The sequence below is a fragment of the Fusibacter sp. QWL-12 genome (genome assembly GCF_058683495.1).
This window is the reverse complement of record NZ_CM178745.1, coordinates 3,775,280-3,795,312: the sequence shown is the minus strand read 5'-3', so window position 1 is coordinate 3,795,312 and position 20,033 is coordinate 3,775,280. Positions and strand designations below refer to the sequence as shown.

The window sequence follows — 20,033 nt, the reverse complement described above, 5'->3', positions numbered from 1 at the left end:
AAACTATTATTTAAGGAGGCATCATGGCATTTTCATTTTTTAATAAACTTAAAGAAGGTCTGGATAAAACACGTAAAGGCATAACCGATAAAATCGATGACTTATTCAATAATTATGGTGAAATCGACGATGAGCTTTTCGATGAACTTGAAGAGATTTTAGTTATGGCAGACGTTGGCGTGCCAACCACGCATAAACTGATAGAACGTCTTAGAGAAACACTTAAAATCAGAAAGGTTAAAGATGCAAGTGAAGTTAAGGGCGTTTTCAAAGAAGTCGTAGAAGAAATGCTTAGAGAAAATAACAGTGAGCCATTTAACGTAGGTGATGTACCGACGATCGTAATGGTGATCGGTGTAAATGGCGTAGGTAAAACCACTTCAATCGGTAAAATTGCACAGCATCTTAAATCAGAAGGCAAGTCAGTGTTAATAGCGGCGGCGGATACCTTTAGAGCAGCAGCTATCGATCAACTTAAAATTTGGGGAGATCGCGTAGGTGTTAGCGTGATTCATCAATCAGAAGGATCAGATCCTGCTGCGGTTATATTTGATGCGATTCAAGCGGCTAAAGCACGAAAAGTCGATGTGCTAATTTGTGATACTGCTGGTAGACTTCATAATAAAGTGAATCTTATGAATGAGCTTTCAAAAGTCTTTAGAATCATCGATAGAGAATATCCAGATGCTAAACGTGAGGTTCTCTTAGTATTAGATGCTACAACGGGTCAAAATGCGATTCAACAAGCAAAGGTTTTCAATGAAGCAGCTAATATTACGGGTATTGTTTTAACAAAATTAGATGGTACTGCTAAAGGTGGCGTTGTTATGGCGATTAACCATGAACTGAATATACCGGTAAAGTTAATTGGCGTAGGTGAAGCTGTCGAGGATTTACAAACGTTTGATCCACATGATTTTGTTGAAGCATTATTCAACTAATATTAAATAATAATGTAAAGTAATAATGCTTGACACACCTTCGAATATGAATTATAATTTGTGAGGATACTATGTTTGAGAAAAAAATGAGATTAGATGCACTTTATGCTTTTTATGGTCGAATGTTGACAGATAAGCAAAATGAGATTATGGATTTGTATTGTAATATGGACTACTCATTGGGTGAAATATCAGAAGTGCATAGTATAAGTCGTCAAGCCGTTCACGATACGATCAAGAGAACTGAGAAAGTCCTCGAACACTATGAGGAACAACTTGGACTATACGAACGCTTTTCTGATAAACAAAAGGCGTTTGAGAAAATTCTTGAATGTATCAACGAGTATGAGTCAACTCGATCAAACGAACTCATAGACACAATTAAAAAGATTGTGCTTACTGAAATTGAGTGACACAGGAGGGCATTGAGTGGCATTTGAAAATTTAGCTGAAAAACTACAGGGTGCCTTTAGTCAATTAAGAGGTAAAGGCAAACTTACTGAAAAAGATGTAAAAGACGCCATGAGAGAGGTTAAACTAGCGCTTTTAGAAGCAGATGTTAACTTCAAGGTTGTCAAAGACTTTATAAATACCTTAACTGAAAGAGCTATTGGCGAATCGGTTATGAAAAGCCTCACACCAGGCCAACAAGTGGTTAAATTAGTTAATGAAGAATTAACCAATTTAATGGGTAAGACGCAAAGCAAAATTGACTTCGGTTCTAAACCGCCAACGGTGATTATGATGGCGGGTTTGCAGGGGGCTGGTAAAACAACCACCTGTGGTAAGCTTGGAAGTCTTCTTAAAAAACAAGGTAAACGACCACTTTTAGTAGCGTGTGACGTTTACAGACCTGCTGCGATTCAACAGTTAAAGGTTGTCGGCGAAAAAGTTGATGTGCCTGTGTTTGAGCTTGGTAATCAAGTGAGTCCAGTGGAAATTGCAAAACAAGGTTTAGCACATGCCGTCAGATTTAGTAATGACGTTGTGATTATAGATACCGCTGGTCGTTTACACATCGATGAAGCTTTGATGCAAGAATTGATCGAAATCAAAGAAACAGTAAAACCAAACGAGATTTTACTGGTACTTGATTCAATGACTGGTCAAGATGCCGTTAACGTAGCAGAGCATTTTAATAGCCAATTAGAAGTAAGTGGCGTTATTTTGACAAAGCTCGATGGCGATACTCGTGGTGGTGCAGCACTTTCTGTTAGAGCAGTTACAGGTAAACCGATAAAGTTTGCTTGTGTCGGCGAAAAATTAACAGATATTGAAGAGTTTTATCCAGATCGTATGGCTTCTCGTATCTTGGGGATGGGCGATGTCTTATCTCTTATAGAGAAGGCGCAAGAAAACTTCGATGAAGAAAAAGCGAAGAAGCTTGAAAAGAAAATGAAAACCCAATCTTTTGATTTGGAGGATTTTCTTGATCAGTTGGAACAGATTCAAAAGATGGGCTCAATCAGTGATCTTTTAGGTATGATTCCGGGAATGAATAATAACAAAGCCTTAAAAGGGCTTGAAGTCAATGATAAAGATTTGTTAAGAACAAAAGCTATTATTCAATCTATGACAAAAAAAGAACGTATCGATCCTGATATTATCAACGGCAGCAGAAAGAAAAGAATTGCTGCTGGAGCAGGTGTACATGTTTCAGAGGTCAATCGCTTACTCAAACAATTCGATCAGTCGAAAAAAATGATGAAGCAATTTGGCGGTATGGAAAAGAAAATGAAAAGAGGCGGCGGGATGAAATTTCCGTTCTTCTAAATAAAGCAATTAAATGCCAGATATCCTGGTGTTATTGATAAGGTAAATTTAAGGAGGTGAAAAAAATGGCAGTTAAAATCAGATTGACAAGAATGGGTTCTAAGAAAAAACCTTTCTATAGAGTTGTTGTTGCGGATTCTAGATCTCCTAGAGATGGTAAATTCATCGACCAAATCGGTTACTTCAACCCAGTTGCTGAAGGTGAGCAAGTTAAACTTGACGTTGAAAAAGCAAATCAATGGTTAAACAATGGTGCACAACCTACTGAGACCGTTAAAGCGCTTTTCAAAAAACATGGCGTATACGAAGCTAAGTAAGCATACGAGGTGATTAAATGAGCGAATTGGTAAAAATCATTGCGGCTTCCTTGGTTGATCATCCAGAAAGCGTTGAAGTGAGAGAGGTTGAGGGTTCTCAATCAGTTATCATTGAGCTTAAGGTTGCTCCAGAAGATATGGGCAAAGTGATTGGTAAACAAGGCAGGATCGCTAAGGCAATTCGTACGGTTGTCAAGGCTGCTGCAACTAAAGAAAATAAAAGAGTTGTTGTAGAGATTATACAATAATGAATGACACTAGCTATTTTGAGATTCTCAGAATAGCTATTTTCATAAGAACTTTTCCGCGGAGGCTTAATGGAAAATTGTTTTAATATCGGAAAAATTGTGAATACACATGGTATTAAGGGAGAAGTAAAAATTTATCCTTATACCGATGACATCGATAAATTTGCTGACTTTGATTATTTATATATAGAAGGCTTTGGCAAAGTAAAGTACAAGCTACTATCAGCTAGAGCGCATAAAGGCATGGTTTTAGCAACCTTTGATGGTTATAATGACATCAATCTGATTACTGCGTTTATCAACAAGAACGTCTATATCGAGAGAGAAGATGCGCCAGATGACGGCGAAGGGCACTATATCGTTGATTTGATCGGCTGCGAAATCTACGATGAATCAGGCGAAAAACTAGGTGTATTAAAGGATGTGCTTCAAAACACAGCTCAAGATCTTTATGAAATCAACCGCGTTCAGGGTGGTGTGTTTCTGTTGCCTGTGGTTGATGAGTTCGTAAAAGAGATCGACATCAAGAATAAAAAAATCATCGTACATTTAATTGAGGGGATGTTGGAATGATCTTTCACATTATGACATTGTTTCCTGAACAATTTGAATCTTTTAAGCAGACGAGTATCATTGGTCGTGCAACACAAAGCGACTTAATTAAGCTGAATACGATACAAATTAGGGATTTTTCATTGGATAAGCATAAAAAGGTAGATGATGCCCCATTTGGTGGTGGTGCTGGAATGGTAATGACCGTTCAACCATTGAAAGATGCACTTAGGAGCATTGTTGTAGAGGAAAATCATTTGAAGAGAGTGATCTATCTTTCACCACGTGGTGAAACTTTGACGCATGATAAAGTAATTGAGCTTTCTACTTATGATGAACTCATCTTAGTATGTGGCCATTATGAAGGTGTCGATCAAAGATTTATCGACAGTTATGTCGACGAAGAGTTGTCTATAGGTGACTATGTGCTTACTGGTGGTGAGCTTGCTGCTATGGTAGTTGTGGATAGCGTAAGCAGATTGGTTTCTGAGGTTTTAATGAACTCTGATTCTTCTGAGGAAGAAAGCTTTGCCATGGGACTATTAGAGTACCCACATTATACAAGGCCAACAGATTATGATGGTAATGTGGTGCCAGAGGTCTTATTATCTGGTAATCACGCTAAGATTAATGACTGGCGTCTCGAGCAAGCACTTAGAATTACAAAAGAAAGACGCCCTGATTTGTATGAAACTTATATTAAAGGTGATCATAGCAAAAAGGTACGCGAGATCATTAAAAAAGTCTTGTAAACCTAGTATGTTAATGATATAATAACGATTGTTGTATTACGGATGGTCCTCTGTTGGCGTTTTACGTCGTTAAGAACATCTACGAGGGAAGGAGGTAGTTAATATGAACCAAAATATCATCAAAACTATCGATAACGAACAATTAAGAAATGATATTCCTCAATTTAATGTAGGTGATACGATTAAAGTACACTTAAAAGTTAAAGAGGGTAAAAGAGAAAGAATTCAGTTATTCGAAGGCGTTGTCATGAAAAGACAAAACGGCGGTGTTGCTGAAACTTTCACAGTAAGAAAAATTTCTTACGGTGTTGGCGTTGAAAAAACTTTGCCATTACATTCTCCAAAAATCGAGAAAATCGAAGTAGTAAGAGAAGGTAGAGTAAGAAGAGCTAGACTCAATTACTTAAGAGACAGAGTTGGTAAAGCGGCAAAAGTTAAAGAAAAAAGATAATTGTACGCAGTCAAAAGGGACCTATATAGGTCCCTTTAGATTTATATAGGGTAAATTGTTTTAATTGACACAATATTGAAGAGGACACAAATCAAACTTAATTGTTTGTGAAACGAAATTCGCATATTATGATAAAATAATATAAGGAAACAAACTTAACATAAAGATATGTTTGGATCACTTATTGCGTTTTATGATTGAAATAGAGGAGATATTATGAGTATAAACTGGTATCCAGGGCACATGAAAAAGACGAAGGATTTAATTGAAGCCAATTTGAAGCTGGTGGATGTTGTAATCGAACTGTTAGATGCTAGAATTCCAATAAGCAGTCGAAATCCTCAGTTTGATGCTTTGATAGGACATAAAAAGAGATTGGTTGCGTTGAATAAATTTGACCTAGCTGATCCTGTGAGAACACGTATGTGGATTGCTGATTATGCTGATAAAGGAATTAAAGCGATTCCAATTAATGCGTTATCTGGAGAAGGCGTTTCTCAGCTTGTAAATGAAGCAAAGCTTTTAGCGGTTGATGTTATTGAGAAAGCGAAGAGACAAGGTCGTTTGATTAGACCTATACGCGTTATGATCGTCGGTATTCCCAATGTAGGGAAATCGTCTTTGATTAACAAACTGGCAGGAAAAAATGCAGCAAAAACAGGTAATAAGCCTGGTGTTACGAGAGGAAAGCAATGGATTCGTATCAATAAGGAAATCGAATTGTTTGATACACCTGGTATTTTATGGCCTAAAATTGAAGAGGATATTACAGGGATTAAGCTTGCAAGCTCTGGGGCGATTAAAGACGAAGTTATTAATATAGAAGAAATCGCATTTCATTTGATTCAGTTATTAAATGAGGATTATGAATCTCTCTTTAATGACCGATATAAATTACAAGAGATCGAACCTGACGAGGAACCGGATCACACCGTTGCAATAATGACTGAGATCGGTCGTAAAAGAGGGTGCTTGGTAAAAGGGAATGAAGTTGATTTAGAGAAGGCATCTAGATTGATTGTCGATGAATTTAGAAAAGGTTTAATTGGCAAAATCACTTTAGAAACACCTAAATCGATCGCTGCGGCTAAAGCATTAAAAGAAGCTGAGCTAGAATCAAGTACATTATAATAACAGTGGAGGGCTTATGGCATTGGTACCTCAAATAAATGAGATGAAAGTTTCAGAGATAAAAGCTTCGATATTAAGCACTCCGATTGAGGAACGATATCATTGGCTAGAAATTCTAAGAAATGATTCTCGTCAAAGTATCAATAAATTGGCATTGCAGGTTGAAAAACAAATTGCAGCATTTGAAAAGGAACAAATCCGTTTGACAAAAATTGTCGAGTTCGAAAATCAAGCTAAAACCAAGGGTTATAAAGTCATTGCGGGTTTAGATGAAGCTGGACGCGGACCGTTGATTGGGCCAGTTGTAGCAGCATCGGTTGTCTTACCAGAAGATATGGACATCACAGGCATCGATGATTCAAAGAAATTGAGTGAAGCACAACGTGAAGCTCTATTTGATAGGATTATATCGAAGGCTGTCGCATATGGTGTAGGCGTCGCATCACATGAAGAAATCGATACGATCAATATTTTAAATGCGACAAAACTTGCGATGAAAAGAGCAATTGAGGCAATGGCAGTATCACCTGATTATTTATTGATTGATGCAGTTAAGTTAAATGAAATTGCTATTACACAAGAAAGCTTGATTAAAGGCGATTCGCGAAGTGTTAGTATTGCTGCAGCATCAATTATCGCAAAAGTGACAAGAGATCGCATGCTTAAAGAGATGGATAAAAAGTATCCAATGTATGGACTCGCCTCTCATAAAGGCTATGGAACCGATCAGCATTATCAAGCAATAAGAGAATATGGAATTTTGCCTGAGCATAGAAGAAGCTTCTTAAAGGGGTTGAATTATGAGGATAACGCAAAATAATATTGTTCAAAATTCTGTTAATTTACAAAAGAATCTAGATTTACAATCACTTGTTGGAAAAACGTTAACCGGTAAGGTAGTGGGAACTCCAGATAATGGTATGGTTGGGTTTGCTTTTAATGGCAACAAAGTCATGCTAAATGTTGGGCAGTTAAATCTAGTGGATCAACAGGCACTTACGATTATGATTAACGACACTCAAGACGGTGTTTTATTGGCTTCAGTGTTAAAAGAAGATGCACAAATGTCAACGGCAGCTGATGGACAGTTGCTCTCTAAATTGGGCATGCCTGTGAACACTGAAAATCTTCAAATAATAAATCAGCTTAAGCTCTCAAATTTACCTATAAATTCTGAGAGCTTTCAAAATATGCGCCAAGGGATGATCGAAGTTAAAACGTTGCTCAATGAATTATCCTCTGGAGGTCAAATCAACCTTTCTAAAGATCTTGAGACCCCTTTAAAGCAATTGGTTCTTAATTTAATTTCATCACAAACAGAAGGTGCAAATTCTTCAAATAAGTTAGGTGATGTTAATACTATTAATCAATTAAATAATAGCCAAGGCAATCATCTAGGCAATAATCTAGGTAATCATATAGCCCTACAGAATAATGAGTTGATTCAGAGCAGTACAGCGTCTAACGTGATTGGCACTAATGCCCAAAATGGACAAAGTGCTGAGACTGTATTAATGGAAGGTGCTAAGTTGGTTCAAACGCAAGGTGCTGGTAATCCTATGGACGTGTTTAATCCAAATGGTTCTTCTAGTTCTTTAGATCGTTCTGTTGAATCATCCCTTAAGCAATCTAGTGTGATGCAACTAGAAGAAAGTGTCATGGGATTGGATAAAGGCCAAATTCAAGCTGGAAGCAATCTAATTAGCGAGACGGATAATGTAAAAGTATTTGAACTTCTACAAAACAAGCTTGGGAATGAAGCCGAAAATGTTAAAGCGTTACTAGAACAGTTTGGTGTAAAAGAGGATGCTTTGATTGTGAAAAACGAGCTTACACTTAATTTAAAAAATGTTGCCGTTTCACAGCTTATTGCGAATCAACCTGAAGCGGTTAAGGAAATGATTAATAAGTTAGTTTCTGATATCAATCGTCATAGAGTTCCTAATGAAAAAATTAGCGAAATAGTAGAAATTCTTAAAAGAGAGGCGCCAGACGAGGAGAAGCTGATTCAAATCGCTAAACATCTAGAATCAGAGAGTAAGATGGTTTCTGAAACGAAGGCTGAGATTAATATTATAAAGGAGCTGTCTAACTTTTCAAAACCGTTATACGATCAAGTGGTCTATATGCCGATTCAAGTGCCAATCGGTAAGGAGAATCAGCAGGTTGAGCTATATTATAGAAAGAAAAAGAAAAATCAAGAAAATACAGATCAATTTCAGGTTTTAATTGCTTTAAATACGAAGCATTTTGATGAAGTGAGATGCTTGATTGATAAAAATAAAAATAACATTGATCTTAATTTTACTTTTGCTGAGGATTCAAGTTTAAAAACCTTTGAAGGCTTGAAGAACGAACTTGAAACTGCATTAGAGCGATTTGAGCAATTTAACTTTAAACTGAGTTTCAGAGTGAGAACGGATAGTCACCCGATTCAAGAATTGATGTCGGATACGTCAACTCAATTTGGTTTTGATATGAAGGTGTAGAGATGGCTAAAGATCAAGAATCAAAAAGAAAAATTGCAAATGCACTTAAGTTTGATCCTGAAGCGGATAGTGCGCCGCGGCTAATAGCGAAGGGTGTGGGTGTGGTTGCAGAGAATATTATTAAAACTGCTAGAGAAAATGATGTCCCAATATATGAGGATGAGAAGCTGTCGAGTCAACTCAAGCAGCTTGAAGTAGGGGATCAGATTCCTTATGAGCTCTATGAAGTTGTCGCAGAGGTTTTGGTATTTATTGCAAACGTTGATCAACGTAAAAAATAGGAGGCGTCTTGAAATCAAATTTAAGGTCGATTGGAACAACCTACGAGCAGCTTGGTGCTGAATATCTTGAAAAAGAAGGCTATAGGTTTCTTGCTAAAAACTTGTATACGCCTTTTGGAGAAGTAGATTTAATTTTAGAAAAGGACGATTGTTTGTTTTTTGTGGAAGTCAAATTTCGTTCAAATCAGAATTATGGATCAGCGAGAGAATCAATAACGACTTTAAAATTAAAACGTTTACAGAAGTCGGTTGCGTATTTAATGAAAGGAAAATTCAGTGAGTACCCATCCTATGCAATTTCATTTTTAGGCATTGAAATGCAAGATGAAATCATTCATTTTGATTTTTTAGATAATATATTTTCTTAATAGAAACTAACAAATTAGACATTCGAAATGACTTTTCAGTGATAGAGATGTCTTTTTTTTATTTACAATATGTAAAATTATGGATAATATATTAATAATAGTAAAAATATTAGCTAGTCTATTAAGAGCGAAATATTTCGTTATTATAAAATGAATGAGGTGATGTATGTATAGCAAAATCAATACAGCTGTAAGCTGGGGGATTGAAGGGCTTGGGATAAAAATTGAGACACATATATTAAGAGGGATGCCAAATTACATACTTGTTGGTTTGCCTAGTATGGTGATTAAAGAGTCAAAGGAGAGAGTACGTTCAGCGATTAAATCTATTGGAGTCAAATTTTCTGATGATCGCATCGTTCAAAATTTATATCCTGCAGATCTTAAAAAAGAGGGATCTCATCTTGATTTGCCTTTAGCTATTGGGATTCTTGCGTGTACAGACACGCTAAATGAGAGTGCTTATGAGTCTTTTGGCTTTATCGGTGAACTCGCTCTAAATGGTGATATACAGCCAATTTCAAATGTTTTGTCGTTGATAGAAGGTTTAGTCGCCTCTGGTATTAAAAAAATAGTTTTACCATTTGAAAATCGAATTGAGGCAAAGTTCATTGAAGATATCGAAATTTATCCTTATTCGAGCTTACAAACGTTGGTATCTGATTTAAGCACCAATAGTCTAAAAGAAGAAGTCAACCGAGATAAAAACGATTTTATTAACACAAGTATTGAAACGGTTGCTGGAAATGTTAATTATAATGAAGTTTTGGGACAAGGACATGCACTAAGGGCCATGGAGATTGCTATGGTAGGTCGTCATAATCTACTGTTAATCGGCCCACCTGGGTGTGGTAAAAGTATGATTGCAGAACGCATTCAGTCGGTACTACCACCACTTACCTTAAAGGAGAGAATTGAGTTGACAAAAAGATCTACGGTGTCGCTGCAGGAGAAGTTAAAGGGATGGTTAATCAGCGCCCTTTTCGTTCGCCCCATCACTCTATAAGTAAGATAGGACTAGTGGGAGGTGGTATGAAGGTTTTACCCGGTGAGATCTCGAAAGCGCATCAGGGCGTATTGTATCTTGACGAAATGGGAGAATTTAAAAAAGATGCGATAGAGTCACTTAGAGAACCAATGTCTAGTGGCAAGGTACAATTGTCTAGAGGAGGAAGATCTTTGGAATACCCTTCAAATTTTATGTTGGTCGCTACGATGAATCCATGTCCATGTGGACACTTTTTATCAAAGTCTGGTCTTTGCAACTGCAGTGTTCCCTCAATTAAATCCTATATGGGAAAGCTATCGTGGCCAATATTAGATAGAATCGACATGACTGTTTTGATGGATCGTGTAGACTTATCTGTAGATCTGATGAAGGGAAAAAGTTCCGATTATATTTACGAAAAAATAAAAGTTGCGACTGCGTTTCAATTAGATAGAGCTTTAATAAAGGAGGGAAAGCATAAAGACAAGGACACATTAGGTGGTGAATTACTGAATCAGGAGTCCATAGAAATTATAAGGCGTTATGAGCAAAAGGGAAGCTTATCAATGAGAAGCGTGGTTAAACTCATTAAAATCGCTAGATCAATAGCCGACTTAGAACAGTCGTTTGAAATAGAAAAAAAGCACATACTTGAGGCTTATACTTTTTTATCGGCACAAGTAATGAAGAAATTTTTTATATGAGGTGAATATGCAAAGCTATATTATAAATTATTGGTTACTGGAAGAAGAACTAACACTTTCACCATCTTTAAGAAAATGTATATTGAACTATTATACAGATTATCATCATATAAAGTGGCGACATTTAATCGAGAATTGGAAAGACTTAACAAAGATAAATGTCACTTGCCCTTTTGACGAAAATGATTTACAGTATATAAGGTTAAAACTGAAAGATCGATTACAGCATTATACACAAGACCGCTTGAGCATTCTCACACCGTATAGTCAGTACTTTTCGAATGTTTTAAAAAATACACAGCCAAAGGTCAATCTTCTTTATACGAAAGGTAACCTAGACTTATTAAGCACAAAAAAAGTAGCAATTGTTGGCAGTAGAAAGCCTACAGCATATGGTAGAAAAGTCGCATATGATTTGGGCAAGTACTTGGCACAATATAATATTACTGTTGTCAGTGGCATGGCGCTTGGTATTGATGCACAATCGCACAAAGGTGCATTGGATAGTGGCGGAAACACCATTGCAGTTATGCCAACGGATATCGATACCGTCTATCCTAAGACAAATTCTGGGATATATAGCCGAATTAATACGAGTGCGAACTTAATTCTTTCTGAATATAGAGTACAAAGTGAGCCAAAGCATTATCATTTTCCTTTAAGAAATAGAATTATAAGTGGTATATCCGACCTAGTTATCTTAGTTGAAGCAGGCGAGAAGAGTGGTACTTTGATAACAGCAGCTCATGCTTTAGATCAGGGTGTTCCAATTTTAGCTGTGCCTGGTAACATTACATCGGAACAGTCTATAGGAACCAATCGACTGATCTTTGATGGTGCAATTCCGCTTTATAATTACGAGGTTATCTTAGAACTTTTAAATGTAAAACCACAGTTACAAAAGAAAATGATGGTAGAATTATCACATACTGCAAAAATAGTGTATGAAATCTTGTTAAATCACAAAAAGATGACGTTAAATGATTTAAATTTTGCAACTTGTTTAGAATATTCTGAAATTAACGCCGCCCTGAACGAATTGATTTTAGAAGATTTGTGTGATTTCGTGAGTTTAGATGAGGTTGAATTGACATAAAAAACACTTGACAAGAGGTTTTTTTATATATAAATTTATTAAGTACACTCGAAGGCTAGTAAAAAACATAATGGAGTGATTGAATGTCTAATAATTTAGTTATAGTTGAATCGCCTGCAAAGGCGAAAACAATAGAAAAATTTCTTGGTAAAAACTACAAAGTCGTTGCATCGATAGGTCATATTCGCGATCTGCCGAAAAGTACAATGGGGGTAGATTTTGATAATGATTTTGAACCTAAATACATTAATATTCGTGGTAAAGGTGACCTTATCAAATCTTTAAAGAGTGCAGCTAAAAAAGCGGATCATGTTTATCTCGCAACTGACCCCGACCGTGAAGGCGAAGCGATTGCTTGGCATTTGGCGTATATTTTAGGTGTGGATGCAAATTCAGATTGTCGTGTCACTTTTCACGAGATTACTAAAGATGCAATTAAAAGTGCAATAAAGTCGCCTCGTGCAATCGATATTAATCTCGTTGATGCTCAACAGGCGAGACGCGTACTCGATAGAATTGTGGGGTATTCCATAAGTCCTATATTATGGAGGAAAGTAAAAAAAGGATTAAGTGCTGGTAGAGTTCAATCTGTAGCTACTAAACTGATCTGTGATAGAGAACGCGATATTCTTAATTTTGTGCCACAAGAGTATTGGAAGATCGAAGCAGTTACTGATTTGGTCGTTGAGAAAGAGCCTTTGAGTTTTGAGTTCTATGGCAATACAAGCGGAAAAATTGTACCTCAAAATGAAAATGAGGTTAATCAAATTCTAGCAAGTACGAAAAATCAACCTGCAGTAATATCAAAAGTGGATAAGCGCAAAAAACTTAGAAATCCTTCTGCGCCTTTTATTACAAGCTCTTTGCAACAGGAAGCTTCAAATAAGTTTGGCTTCACAACAAAGAAAACGATGATTATTGCACAGCAATTATATGAAGGTATTAATATCAAAGGACTTGGTTCTGTCGGTTTGATCACCTACATGAGAACTGACTCTACTAGAATCTCTGATGTTGCTAAAGATGCATGTCGTAAATTCATCTTAGAAAATTATGGCGAGAAAATGCTTGCGACTGAAGAAAAAAAGCAAAAAGCATCTAAAAACGCTCAAGACGCTCATGAAGCGATTCGCCCAACTATGGTAGAATTGTCACCTGAATCAATTGAAGAATCTCTAAGCAAAGATCAATTAAAGCTTTATGATCTTATTTGGTCTAGATTTGTGTCTAGTCAAATGGCCAGTGCAGAATATGAAGCACACAGTGTTGAAGCAACCGTTAGCGATTATATTTTCAAAGTAAATGGAAGTAGATTACTATTTGAAGGTTTTCTCAAAGTATATAATTCAGGTTCTCAAACTGATAGAATTCTTCCAGAGCTCCATGAAGGTGAAACTTTGAATGTAGATCATTATGATCCAACACAACATTTCACACAACCACCAGCGAGATTTACTGAAGCTTCGCTTGTAAAAGAAATGGAAGAAAAGGGAATCGGTCGTCCAAGTACTTACGCACCAACCATCACTACTATTTTAAGTCGTGGTTATGTTGATAAGGAAAAGAAAAGCCTAAAACCAACTGAACTCGGTTTTATTATTGATGAAATAATGAGTGATTATTTTACTCGAATTGTGGATATAGATTTTACAGCAGATATGGAAAATCGTTTTGATGATATTGAAGAAGGCGATGTTCTTTGGAAAGAAGTCATTAGAAATTTCTATCAGCCATTTATTGAAATGATTGAAAAAGCAGATCAAGAAATTGAAAAAGTTGATTTAACAGAAGAAACAGATATTGATTGTGAAAAATGTGGCAAGAAAATGTTGATTCGTCACGGTCGATATGGTAAATTTTTAGCATGTTCTGACTATCCAAACTGCGATAACACCAAGCCAATTTTAAAAAAATTAGGCATCAAGTGTCCGCAATGTGAGGATGGTGAAATTATAGAGAGAAAATCCAAGAAACTTAAGGTATTTTATGGTTGCTCGGAGTTCCCAAAATGCAATTTTGTATCATGGGATATGCCGATTGATAAGAAGTGTCCAAAGTGTGGCGATTTACTCGTCGTTAAAAAGAACAAAAAGCAAGAGATTATAAAATGTCATAATGCTACTTGCGATTATATAGAGCAAAACTAGGAGGGTATCTTGGAAAGCAATATTTTGAGTAAGATGAGGAAATTAAATTCAATTTTACAGACTTCTGGAGCGACAAAGTTATCGTTTCAAGATTTATGTACAACGATGATGAACATTTTAGATTCAAATGTTTATGTCGTAAGTAAAAGAGGTCGCATTCTCGGCGTAAGTCTTCATGATCATGAAGATAGTGCAGTTGTTTTAACTGAGGATGGAGAGCATTTTTACAATAAGGAAGAACAAGAACAATTACTTCGAATCAATGAGACTTTATTTGATATTACTGGTGATAAATTAATCGAAATCTTTAAAAATGATTTAGCAAGTTATTCCAAATTTGCTACGATTGTTCCTGTAATTGGTAACGCTCAAAGACTTGCAACTTTTATCATCGCTAGAAGAGAGAAAAATTATCTTGAAGAGGACTTAATCTTAGCTGAGTATGCAGCTACGATTATTGGTCTTGAAATTATTAGAGCAAAAAGTGATGCACATGAAGAAGTTGTGAGAAAGAAAGCAGTTGTTCAAATGGCAATTAGCACTTTATCTTATTCTGAGTTCGAGGCCGTTCTTCATATTTTTGAAGAGTTAAACGGTGAGGAAGGTCTTCTTATTGCAAGTAAAATTGCCGATAAAGCTGGAATTACACGCTCGGTAATCGTAAATGCACTTAGAAAGTTTGAAAGTGCTGGCGTAATTGAAACGCGTTCATTAGGTATGAAAGGTACTTATATTAAAGTACTTAACGAACACTTACTTGAAGAGCTAAATAAAATTAGGAATTAATTAATTATTAAGTAAAATCCAGCGAAGGCTGGATTTTTTTTTTAATTGGATGCTTTTTTGTTATTGGGTTTCAATCAATAATTAGAAATGATTGCTTTTCATGACTCTATACCTATACCAAATAAAACAAATTTCTTATAACTGCCACAAATCGCTGAATTTCAATCGTTTTTAGGAAAAACTCTTTATTTTCTACAATATATAGTTTAAAATATAACTTAGAGAAGTATATCTTGTATGCGTGAAATGCGAATAATTATAAAAATACGTGAATATAATATTGAATAATGAATTGATTTGTGATTATTAGCCTATATTTACATTAAACTTGATTTTTGTTAATAAGATGACATCATTTTACCGATATAACTATATGTATGAAGGGAGGCACAATATGCTTAAAAATTCATTTCAAAAAATTGATTTAATGGGTAAAGCCCTAAGTGGTTCTTGGCTTAAGAATAGTGCTATTGCAAATAATATAGCGAACGTGAATACACCTGGATATAAAAAACAGACTGTAAACTTCGAGGAAGTATTACGCAATCAGATGAATTATAATCAAGGCGTTCAGATGGTCAAGACGAATGCAAAGCATATAGATTCTGCATATACGACGGACATAACGGTTGAAACAGTAAATGATACGAGTTATCGTGTGGATGAAAACAATGTTGATATCGATGTTGAAAATGCTGAGCTTGCAAAAAATACAATTTACTATAATGCAGTTGTAAATGAAGTTAACGGACAATTTGCAAGGCTTAAAACGGCATTAAAGATTAATAAGTAGGAGGCAGTTAAATGGGATTTTTTAATTCGATAAATGTAAGTGCGTCTGGTTTAACAGCTGAACGCTTAAGAATGGATTTGATTTCTGAAAATATAGCAAACGCAAATGTTACTAGAACTGCGAGTGGTACGCCATATAGACGAAAGGTTGCAGTGTTTAGAGCTCAAGAAGCAAACTCTTTTGAGCAAGTACTCAACACAGCATCTGGTGCAGGATCTCTAGGAAATGGCGTCGAGATAGCGGGTATTATTGAGGATCAGTCACCATTTAAAAAGGAATATAATCCAACCCATCCCGATGCGGATGAAAATGGTTATGTTAATTTGCCAAACGTTGAAGTCGTTAATGAAATGATTAATATGATATCAGCATCTAGGGCTTATGAGGCAAATATCACTGCAGTTAATGCGACCAAAGCTATGGCTATGAAAGCACTTGAAATAGGAAAATAGTCTAGGACAAAAATGGAATAAAATAGTGTATACTAGAAAACGGAAAAATTATAATTTTATAAATAAGGGTGTGAGAATGTATGAAAATTGATCAGTTACAGAATTCTATAATTTCAAAAGATAAGAAATTAGTTGAGGTAAATAATACCCTGTCAAAAGACAATGTCAATTTTTCTGACATCCTAGCGCAATCGATACAGAAAGTAAGTGATGATCAGATATACGCTGAGCAAATGGATAATCTTTTTGCATTGGGTGTTACTGATAATATTTCAGATGTAACAATTGCAGCTATGAAGGCGGACTTGTCTATCAATTTGGCTGTAGAAGTAACCAATAAGGTGCTATCAGCTTACAGTGAAATCATGCGACTTCAATTATAATGCCAAATGATATTTTAGGGGTGTAATTCATGGGGAATCTGATTAACCAGCTCAGAGAGCGTGTTGTTAATTTTTTTAATGGACTAAGTAGAAATAATCGAATATTTTTAATCATTGGGATAGTAGCCGCTGTATTAGTGTTGACCTTTAGTATCTTCTTTTTAACACGTACAAAATATACGGTTATTGCACAAGGACTGACGCCTGCAGAAGCTCAAGTGATTACGACGAAACTGGATGATTTAGGTATAACGTGGAGAGATTCTAATGATACTTCTGTTATTTCTGTTCCTGAAGGTGATGTTTCTAGAGCACGAATGGAACTCGCAGTTTCTTCACAGGCTGGAAGTTTAAGTTGGTCTGATGTTTTAGGTAGCGAATCCATTACCATGACTTCTCAAACTAGAGAGCAAATGTATATTCGGTTATTGGCATCGGATATTGAAAAATCCATTGAAACCATAACTGCTGTTGAAAATGCAACGGTTATTTTGCAGATCCCGAAGGAAAGTAGCTATTTTATTAAGGATGAAATAGAGTCAAAAGCCTCTGTCGTAGTGAGTTTTAAACCTGGTATTACGATTAATGATGCTCAAGTAAGTGGGATCGTAAACTTAATCGTCAATGCAGTTAAGGATTTAAAACCAGAAAATGTAACCATACTCGATGATAGTGGGATTCAGCTAAACAATCAAGAGCAGGGTACTTCGTTCACAGCAAATTCCCAGTTTGATTTAACTCAAAGAGTTCAATCAGAGCTTCAAGACAATTTGACAAATTTTTTAGAGAAATTATATGGACTTGGTAATGTAGAGGTACAACCAAGTATAACATTAGATTTTAACGCACAAACGGAAACTCAAAAGATTTTTAGCCCTCCTATTGAAGGCGAAATTAATGGTATGGTTCGAAGTGCGACGACAATAAAAGAGAATATCGTTAATGATACGGGTGCAACGGGCACACCTGGAACTGATTCTAATACAGGTGAAGCGACTTCAGTTGTTGAAACGACCGGTAATGGTTCAAGTTATGAAAAAGCTAGTGAGACATTAAACTATGAAATGAATGAGATTTATAGAGAAATCGTAAAATCTCAAGGTGATGTTAAGTCGATGACCATCGGTGTATTACTTAACTCAAAAGCATTAGTAGATGGTACATTAACAGACGAACATAAAACAGAACTGGTAAATTTAATTGCAATGTCTGCAGGTACAGATAGTGCAAATATCCAAGTCTTGGTTCAAGAGTTTCCTGATCCGATGGAATACTATGACGTATACACTGGTCAAGATACGGCAGGTACATTGTTTGGGATTCCAATTCTTGTTATTGTGATCGTTGTACTAGTAACAATCGTAGCAGTCATCGTAGTTATGCTCATACTTCGTAGAAACCGTAAGAAGAAGCTTGAAGCAGAACTTGAAGCTCAAAGAGAGGCTGAAATTCAAGCTGATCTTGAAGAAATCGAAGCGTTCCAAGAAGATAAAGGAAGTCCTAAATATCACATTGAGAAATTTGTGGACAACAATCCAGAGGCAGCGGCAGCATTATTACGCGCTTGGCTAAATGATAATTAGGAGGCATGATGGCAACTAAAAAAGGTAAACTATCCGGAAAAACTAAAGCGGCTATTTTGCTGATTGCCCTTGGTCCTGAGCGATCTGCTGCGTTATTTAGTCATATGCATGATGATGAAATTGAGGAGTTAACGCTTGAAATTGCTAATGTTAGCCGTATTACTCCTGAAGAAAGAGAAGCCGTACTTGAAGAGTTTTATCAAGTTTGCTTGGCTCAAGAATTTATATCAGAAGGCGGTATCAACTACGCCAAAGAAGTTCTTGAAAAAGCAATGGGCTCACAAAAAGCGCTTGAAATTATCAATAAATTGACCTCGTCGTTACAAGTTAAACCGTTTGACTTTGTGAAGAAAACTGATGCGAACCAGTTGCTTAACTTTATACAAAACGAGCATCCTCAAACCCTTGCTTTGATTTTATCTTATTTAAATCCAAACCAAGCGGCGCAGGTGTTATCCGCACTGCCACAAGAAAAACAGGCGGATGTTGCGCAGAGAATTGCTACCATGGGAAGTACTTCTCCTGAAATCATTAAAGAAGTTGAGCTTGTTCTTGAGCGCAAGTTATCTTCTATGGTGACACAAGACTACTCAGCTACAGGTGGTATTCAATGTATCGTTGATATTCTTAACTCTGTCGATCGTGGTACTGAAAAATATATCCTCGAAACACTTGAAATTCAAAATGCAGAGCTTGTTGAAGAAATTCGTAAGAAAATGTTTGTATTTGAAGATATCGTTAACCTTGATAGCGTTGGTATCCAAAGGTTCATTCGTGAGGTTGATAACAATGACCTTGCGATAGCGCTTAAAGGTGCTACTGATGAGGTTAAAGAGATGATCTTTGCCAATATGTCTAAACGTATGGCAGAAATGCTTAGAGAAGATATGGACTTTATGGGACCTGTCCGTCTTAGAGATGTTGAAGAAGCACAACAAAAAATTGTTAATATTATAAGAAAACTTGAGGAAGCAAACGAAATTATCATAGCAAGAGGCGGAGGAGATGAGTTAATTGTCTAAGATTTTTAAATCCTCAAGGATTGTATTGGATGATAAAGCTTTTGTACTTTCATCGACACAAGAGCAAAAAGAATTAAATCATAAAGCTGAAGAATTGGCTGTCGCAGAGCATATTGATGCTCAGGCGGCAGCCAATCAATTAATTGAAGAAGCTCGCCGTGAAGCTAACGAAATACTTGAAGAAGCAGATCGTCATTATGAAGAAAAGATGACTGCAGCTCAAGCAAGTAGTGAGGCTATAGTTTCTGATGCGTATGATCAAGCAAAGGGAATAATGGAACAAGCGAAAGCGGATGGTTATCAGGATGGTTATAATAGAGGCGTTGAAGATAGTCAAGAAATAGCGAAGCAAATTGTCGATGAAGCTTTATCCATCAAGTCAGAGTGGAATGAAATTCGTAAAAAGGTACATAAAGAAGCTGAGTCTGAAATGGTTAATTTGGTAGTTGAAGCAATAGAGAAGGTTTTTGATTATAAGGTTGAGACAGATCAGGCGATTATCGAAACTTTGATTAGACAAGGGATCGAAAGAATATCAAAATCTCACGCCATTACCATTCGCGTTTCGAATGAGGATTATAATCACGCTTTATCTATAAGACCTATGCTTTTGGCTACAAGTGATAAAATTGAGGAAATGGAGCTCAAACGTGATCCGTCTTTACCGTCAGGCTCGTGCATGATTGATACAGATTCAGGCAGTATTGATTCAAGCTTATCAACACAGCTTGATCAAATTAAGAAAATTTTTGAAGACCTTTTAAAGGGTGATTGAA

At 36.2% G+C, this 20,033-nt stretch carries 24 protein-coding genes; all 24 read left to right on the top strand.

Translation table 11 applies throughout. From position 1 onward, the window contains the following. Nucleotides 1-23: 23 nt before the first annotated feature. The 24 genes from ftsY (at nucleotide 24) to AC4PID_RS18040 (ending at nucleotide 20,032) form a co-directional block, all read left to right on the top strand. Nucleotides 24-941 (top strand): signal recognition particle-docking protein FtsY, encoded by a 918-nt coding sequence (gene ftsY, locus AC4PID_RS18155; protein ID WP_492133403.1) that lies wholly within the window; start codon nucleotides 24-26, stop codon nucleotides 939-941. 71 nt (nucleotides 942-1,012) lie between these two features. Beyond that, on the top strand, nucleotides 1,013-1,354 hold the full coding sequence (locus tag AC4PID_RS18150) for a putative DNA-binding protein (protein ID WP_492133402.1): 342 nt from the start codon (nucleotides 1,013-1,015) through the stop codon (nucleotides 1,352-1,354). A 16-nt stretch (nucleotides 1,355-1,370) separates the two neighbouring features. Then, the gene (gene ffh, locus AC4PID_RS18145; RefSeq protein ID WP_492133401.1) at nucleotides 1,371-2,714 is read left to right on the top strand and encodes a signal recognition particle protein; all 1,344 of its coding nucleotides are present in this window, start codon (nucleotides 1,371-1,373) and stop codon (nucleotides 2,712-2,714) included. A gap of 65 nt (nucleotides 2,715-2,779) precedes the next feature. Continuing rightward, nucleotides 2,780-3,031 (top strand): 30S ribosomal protein S16, encoded by a 252-nt coding sequence (gene rpsP, locus AC4PID_RS18140; protein ID WP_492133400.1) that lies wholly within the window; start codon nucleotides 2,780-2,782, stop codon nucleotides 3,029-3,031. A gap of 17 nt (nucleotides 3,032-3,048) precedes the next feature. Beyond that, on the top strand, nucleotides 3,049-3,279 hold the full coding sequence (locus tag AC4PID_RS18135) for a KH domain-containing protein (RefSeq protein ID WP_281092449.1): 231 nt from the start codon (nucleotides 3,049-3,051) through the stop codon (nucleotides 3,277-3,279). A gap of 69 nt (nucleotides 3,280-3,348) precedes the next feature. Next, nucleotides 3,349-3,852, top strand: a complete 504-nt coding sequence (gene rimM / locus AC4PID_RS18130) for a ribosome maturation factor RimM (RefSeq protein ID WP_492133399.1) — start codon at nucleotides 3,349-3,351, stop codon at nucleotides 3,850-3,852. After that, on the top strand, nucleotides 3,849-4,583 hold the full coding sequence (gene trmD / locus AC4PID_RS18125; protein ID WP_492133398.1) for a tRNA (guanosine(37)-N1)-methyltransferase TrmD: 735 nt from the start codon (nucleotides 3,849-3,851) through the stop codon (nucleotides 4,581-4,583). Before rimM ends, trmD begins: the two co-directional genes overlap by 4 nt. Nucleotides 4,584-4,686: 103 nt before the next feature. Beyond that, nucleotides 4,687-5,034 carry a 50S ribosomal protein L19 gene (gene rplS, locus AC4PID_RS18120; protein WP_492133397.1) on the top strand — a complete coding sequence of 116 codons (348 nt, stop codon included), beginning with the start codon at nucleotides 4,687-4,689 and terminating at the stop codon, nucleotides 5,032-5,034. Nucleotides 5,035-5,250: 216 nt separating this feature from the next. Beyond that, nucleotides 5,251-6,165: a ribosome biogenesis GTPase YlqF gene (gene ylqF, locus AC4PID_RS18115; protein WP_492133396.1), complete on the top strand. Its 915-nt coding sequence runs from the start codon at nucleotides 5,251-5,253 to the stop codon at nucleotides 6,163-6,165. A gap of 16 nt (nucleotides 6,166-6,181) precedes the next feature. Then, nucleotides 6,182-6,985 (top strand): ribonuclease HII, encoded by an 804-nt coding sequence (rnhB, locus tag AC4PID_RS18110; RefSeq protein ID WP_492133395.1) that lies wholly within the window; start codon nucleotides 6,182-6,184, stop codon nucleotides 6,983-6,985. Then, the gene (locus tag AC4PID_RS18105) at nucleotides 6,966-8,654 is read left to right on the top strand and encodes a hypothetical protein (protein WP_492133394.1); all 1,689 of its coding nucleotides are present in this window, start codon (nucleotides 6,966-6,968) and stop codon (nucleotides 8,652-8,654) included. Before rnhB ends, AC4PID_RS18105 begins: the two co-directional genes overlap by 20 nt. Before the next feature lie 2 nt (nucleotides 8,655-8,656). Next, on the top strand, nucleotides 8,657-8,935 hold the full coding sequence (locus tag AC4PID_RS18100; RefSeq protein ID WP_492133393.1) for an EscU/YscU/HrcU family type III secretion system export apparatus switch protein: 279 nt from the start codon (nucleotides 8,657-8,659) through the stop codon (nucleotides 8,933-8,935). A gap of 8 nt (nucleotides 8,936-8,943) precedes the next feature. Beyond that, complete coding sequence (locus AC4PID_RS18095; RefSeq protein WP_492133392.1) at nucleotides 8,944-9,303, top strand: YraN family protein; 360 nt, start codon at nucleotides 8,944-8,946, stop codon at nucleotides 9,301-9,303. Between the two features lie 166 nt (nucleotides 9,304-9,469). After that, nucleotides 9,470-10,309, top strand: a complete 840-nt coding sequence (locus AC4PID_RS18090) for a magnesium chelatase domain-containing protein (protein WP_492133391.1) — start codon at nucleotides 9,470-9,472, stop codon at nucleotides 10,307-10,309. 26 nt (nucleotides 10,310-10,335) lie between these two features. Further along, entirely contained in the window at nucleotides 10,336-10,995 is a 660-nt protein-coding gene (locus AC4PID_RS18085; RefSeq protein ID WP_492133390.1) for an ATP-binding protein, read from the top strand. A gap of 7 nt (nucleotides 10,996-11,002) precedes the next feature. Then, nucleotides 11,003-12,091: a DNA-processing protein DprA gene (dprA, locus tag AC4PID_RS18080; RefSeq protein WP_492133389.1), complete on the top strand. Its 1,089-nt coding sequence runs from the start codon at nucleotides 11,003-11,005 to the stop codon at nucleotides 12,089-12,091. An 83-nt stretch (nucleotides 12,092-12,174) separates the two neighbouring features. After that, nucleotides 12,175-14,238, top strand: coding sequence for a type I DNA topoisomerase (gene topA, locus AC4PID_RS18075; protein WP_492133388.1), 2,064 nt, complete (start codon nucleotides 12,175-12,177; stop codon nucleotides 14,236-14,238). Between the two features lie 33 nt (nucleotides 14,239-14,271). Next, nucleotides 14,272-15,024, top strand: coding sequence for a GTP-sensing pleiotropic transcriptional regulator CodY (gene codY, locus AC4PID_RS18070; protein ID WP_492135401.1), 753 nt, complete (start codon nucleotides 14,272-14,274; stop codon nucleotides 15,022-15,024). A gap of 394 nt (nucleotides 15,025-15,418) precedes the next feature. After that, complete coding sequence (flgB, locus tag AC4PID_RS18065; RefSeq protein ID WP_492133387.1) at nucleotides 15,419-15,817, top strand: flagellar basal body rod protein FlgB; 399 nt, start codon at nucleotides 15,419-15,421, stop codon at nucleotides 15,815-15,817. Nucleotides 15,818-15,828: 11 nt separating this feature from the next. Continuing rightward, complete coding sequence (gene flgC / locus AC4PID_RS18060; RefSeq protein WP_492133386.1) at nucleotides 15,829-16,269, top strand: flagellar basal body rod protein FlgC; 441 nt, start codon at nucleotides 15,829-15,831, stop codon at nucleotides 16,267-16,269. Nucleotides 16,270-16,349: 80 nt separating this feature from the next. Continuing rightward, the gene (gene fliE, locus AC4PID_RS18055) at nucleotides 16,350-16,652 is read left to right on the top strand and encodes a flagellar hook-basal body complex protein FliE (protein WP_492133385.1); all 303 of its coding nucleotides are present in this window, start codon (nucleotides 16,350-16,352) and stop codon (nucleotides 16,650-16,652) included. Between the two features lie 29 nt (nucleotides 16,653-16,681). After that, nucleotides 16,682-18,235 (top strand): flagellar basal-body MS-ring/collar protein FliF, encoded by a 1,554-nt coding sequence (fliF, locus tag AC4PID_RS18050; protein ID WP_492133384.1) that lies wholly within the window; start codon nucleotides 16,682-16,684, stop codon nucleotides 18,233-18,235. A gap of 8 nt (nucleotides 18,236-18,243) precedes the next feature. Next, nucleotides 18,244-19,257, top strand: coding sequence for a flagellar motor switch protein FliG (gene fliG, locus AC4PID_RS18045; RefSeq protein WP_492133383.1), 1,014 nt, complete (start codon nucleotides 18,244-18,246; stop codon nucleotides 19,255-19,257). Beyond that, the gene (locus tag AC4PID_RS18040; RefSeq protein WP_492133382.1) at nucleotides 19,250-20,032 is read left to right on the top strand and encodes a FliH/SctL family protein; all 783 of its coding nucleotides are present in this window, start codon (nucleotides 19,250-19,252) and stop codon (nucleotides 20,030-20,032) included. Before fliG ends, AC4PID_RS18040 begins: the two co-directional genes overlap by 8 nt. The last annotated feature ends 1 nt before the right edge of the window (nucleotide 20,033 follow it).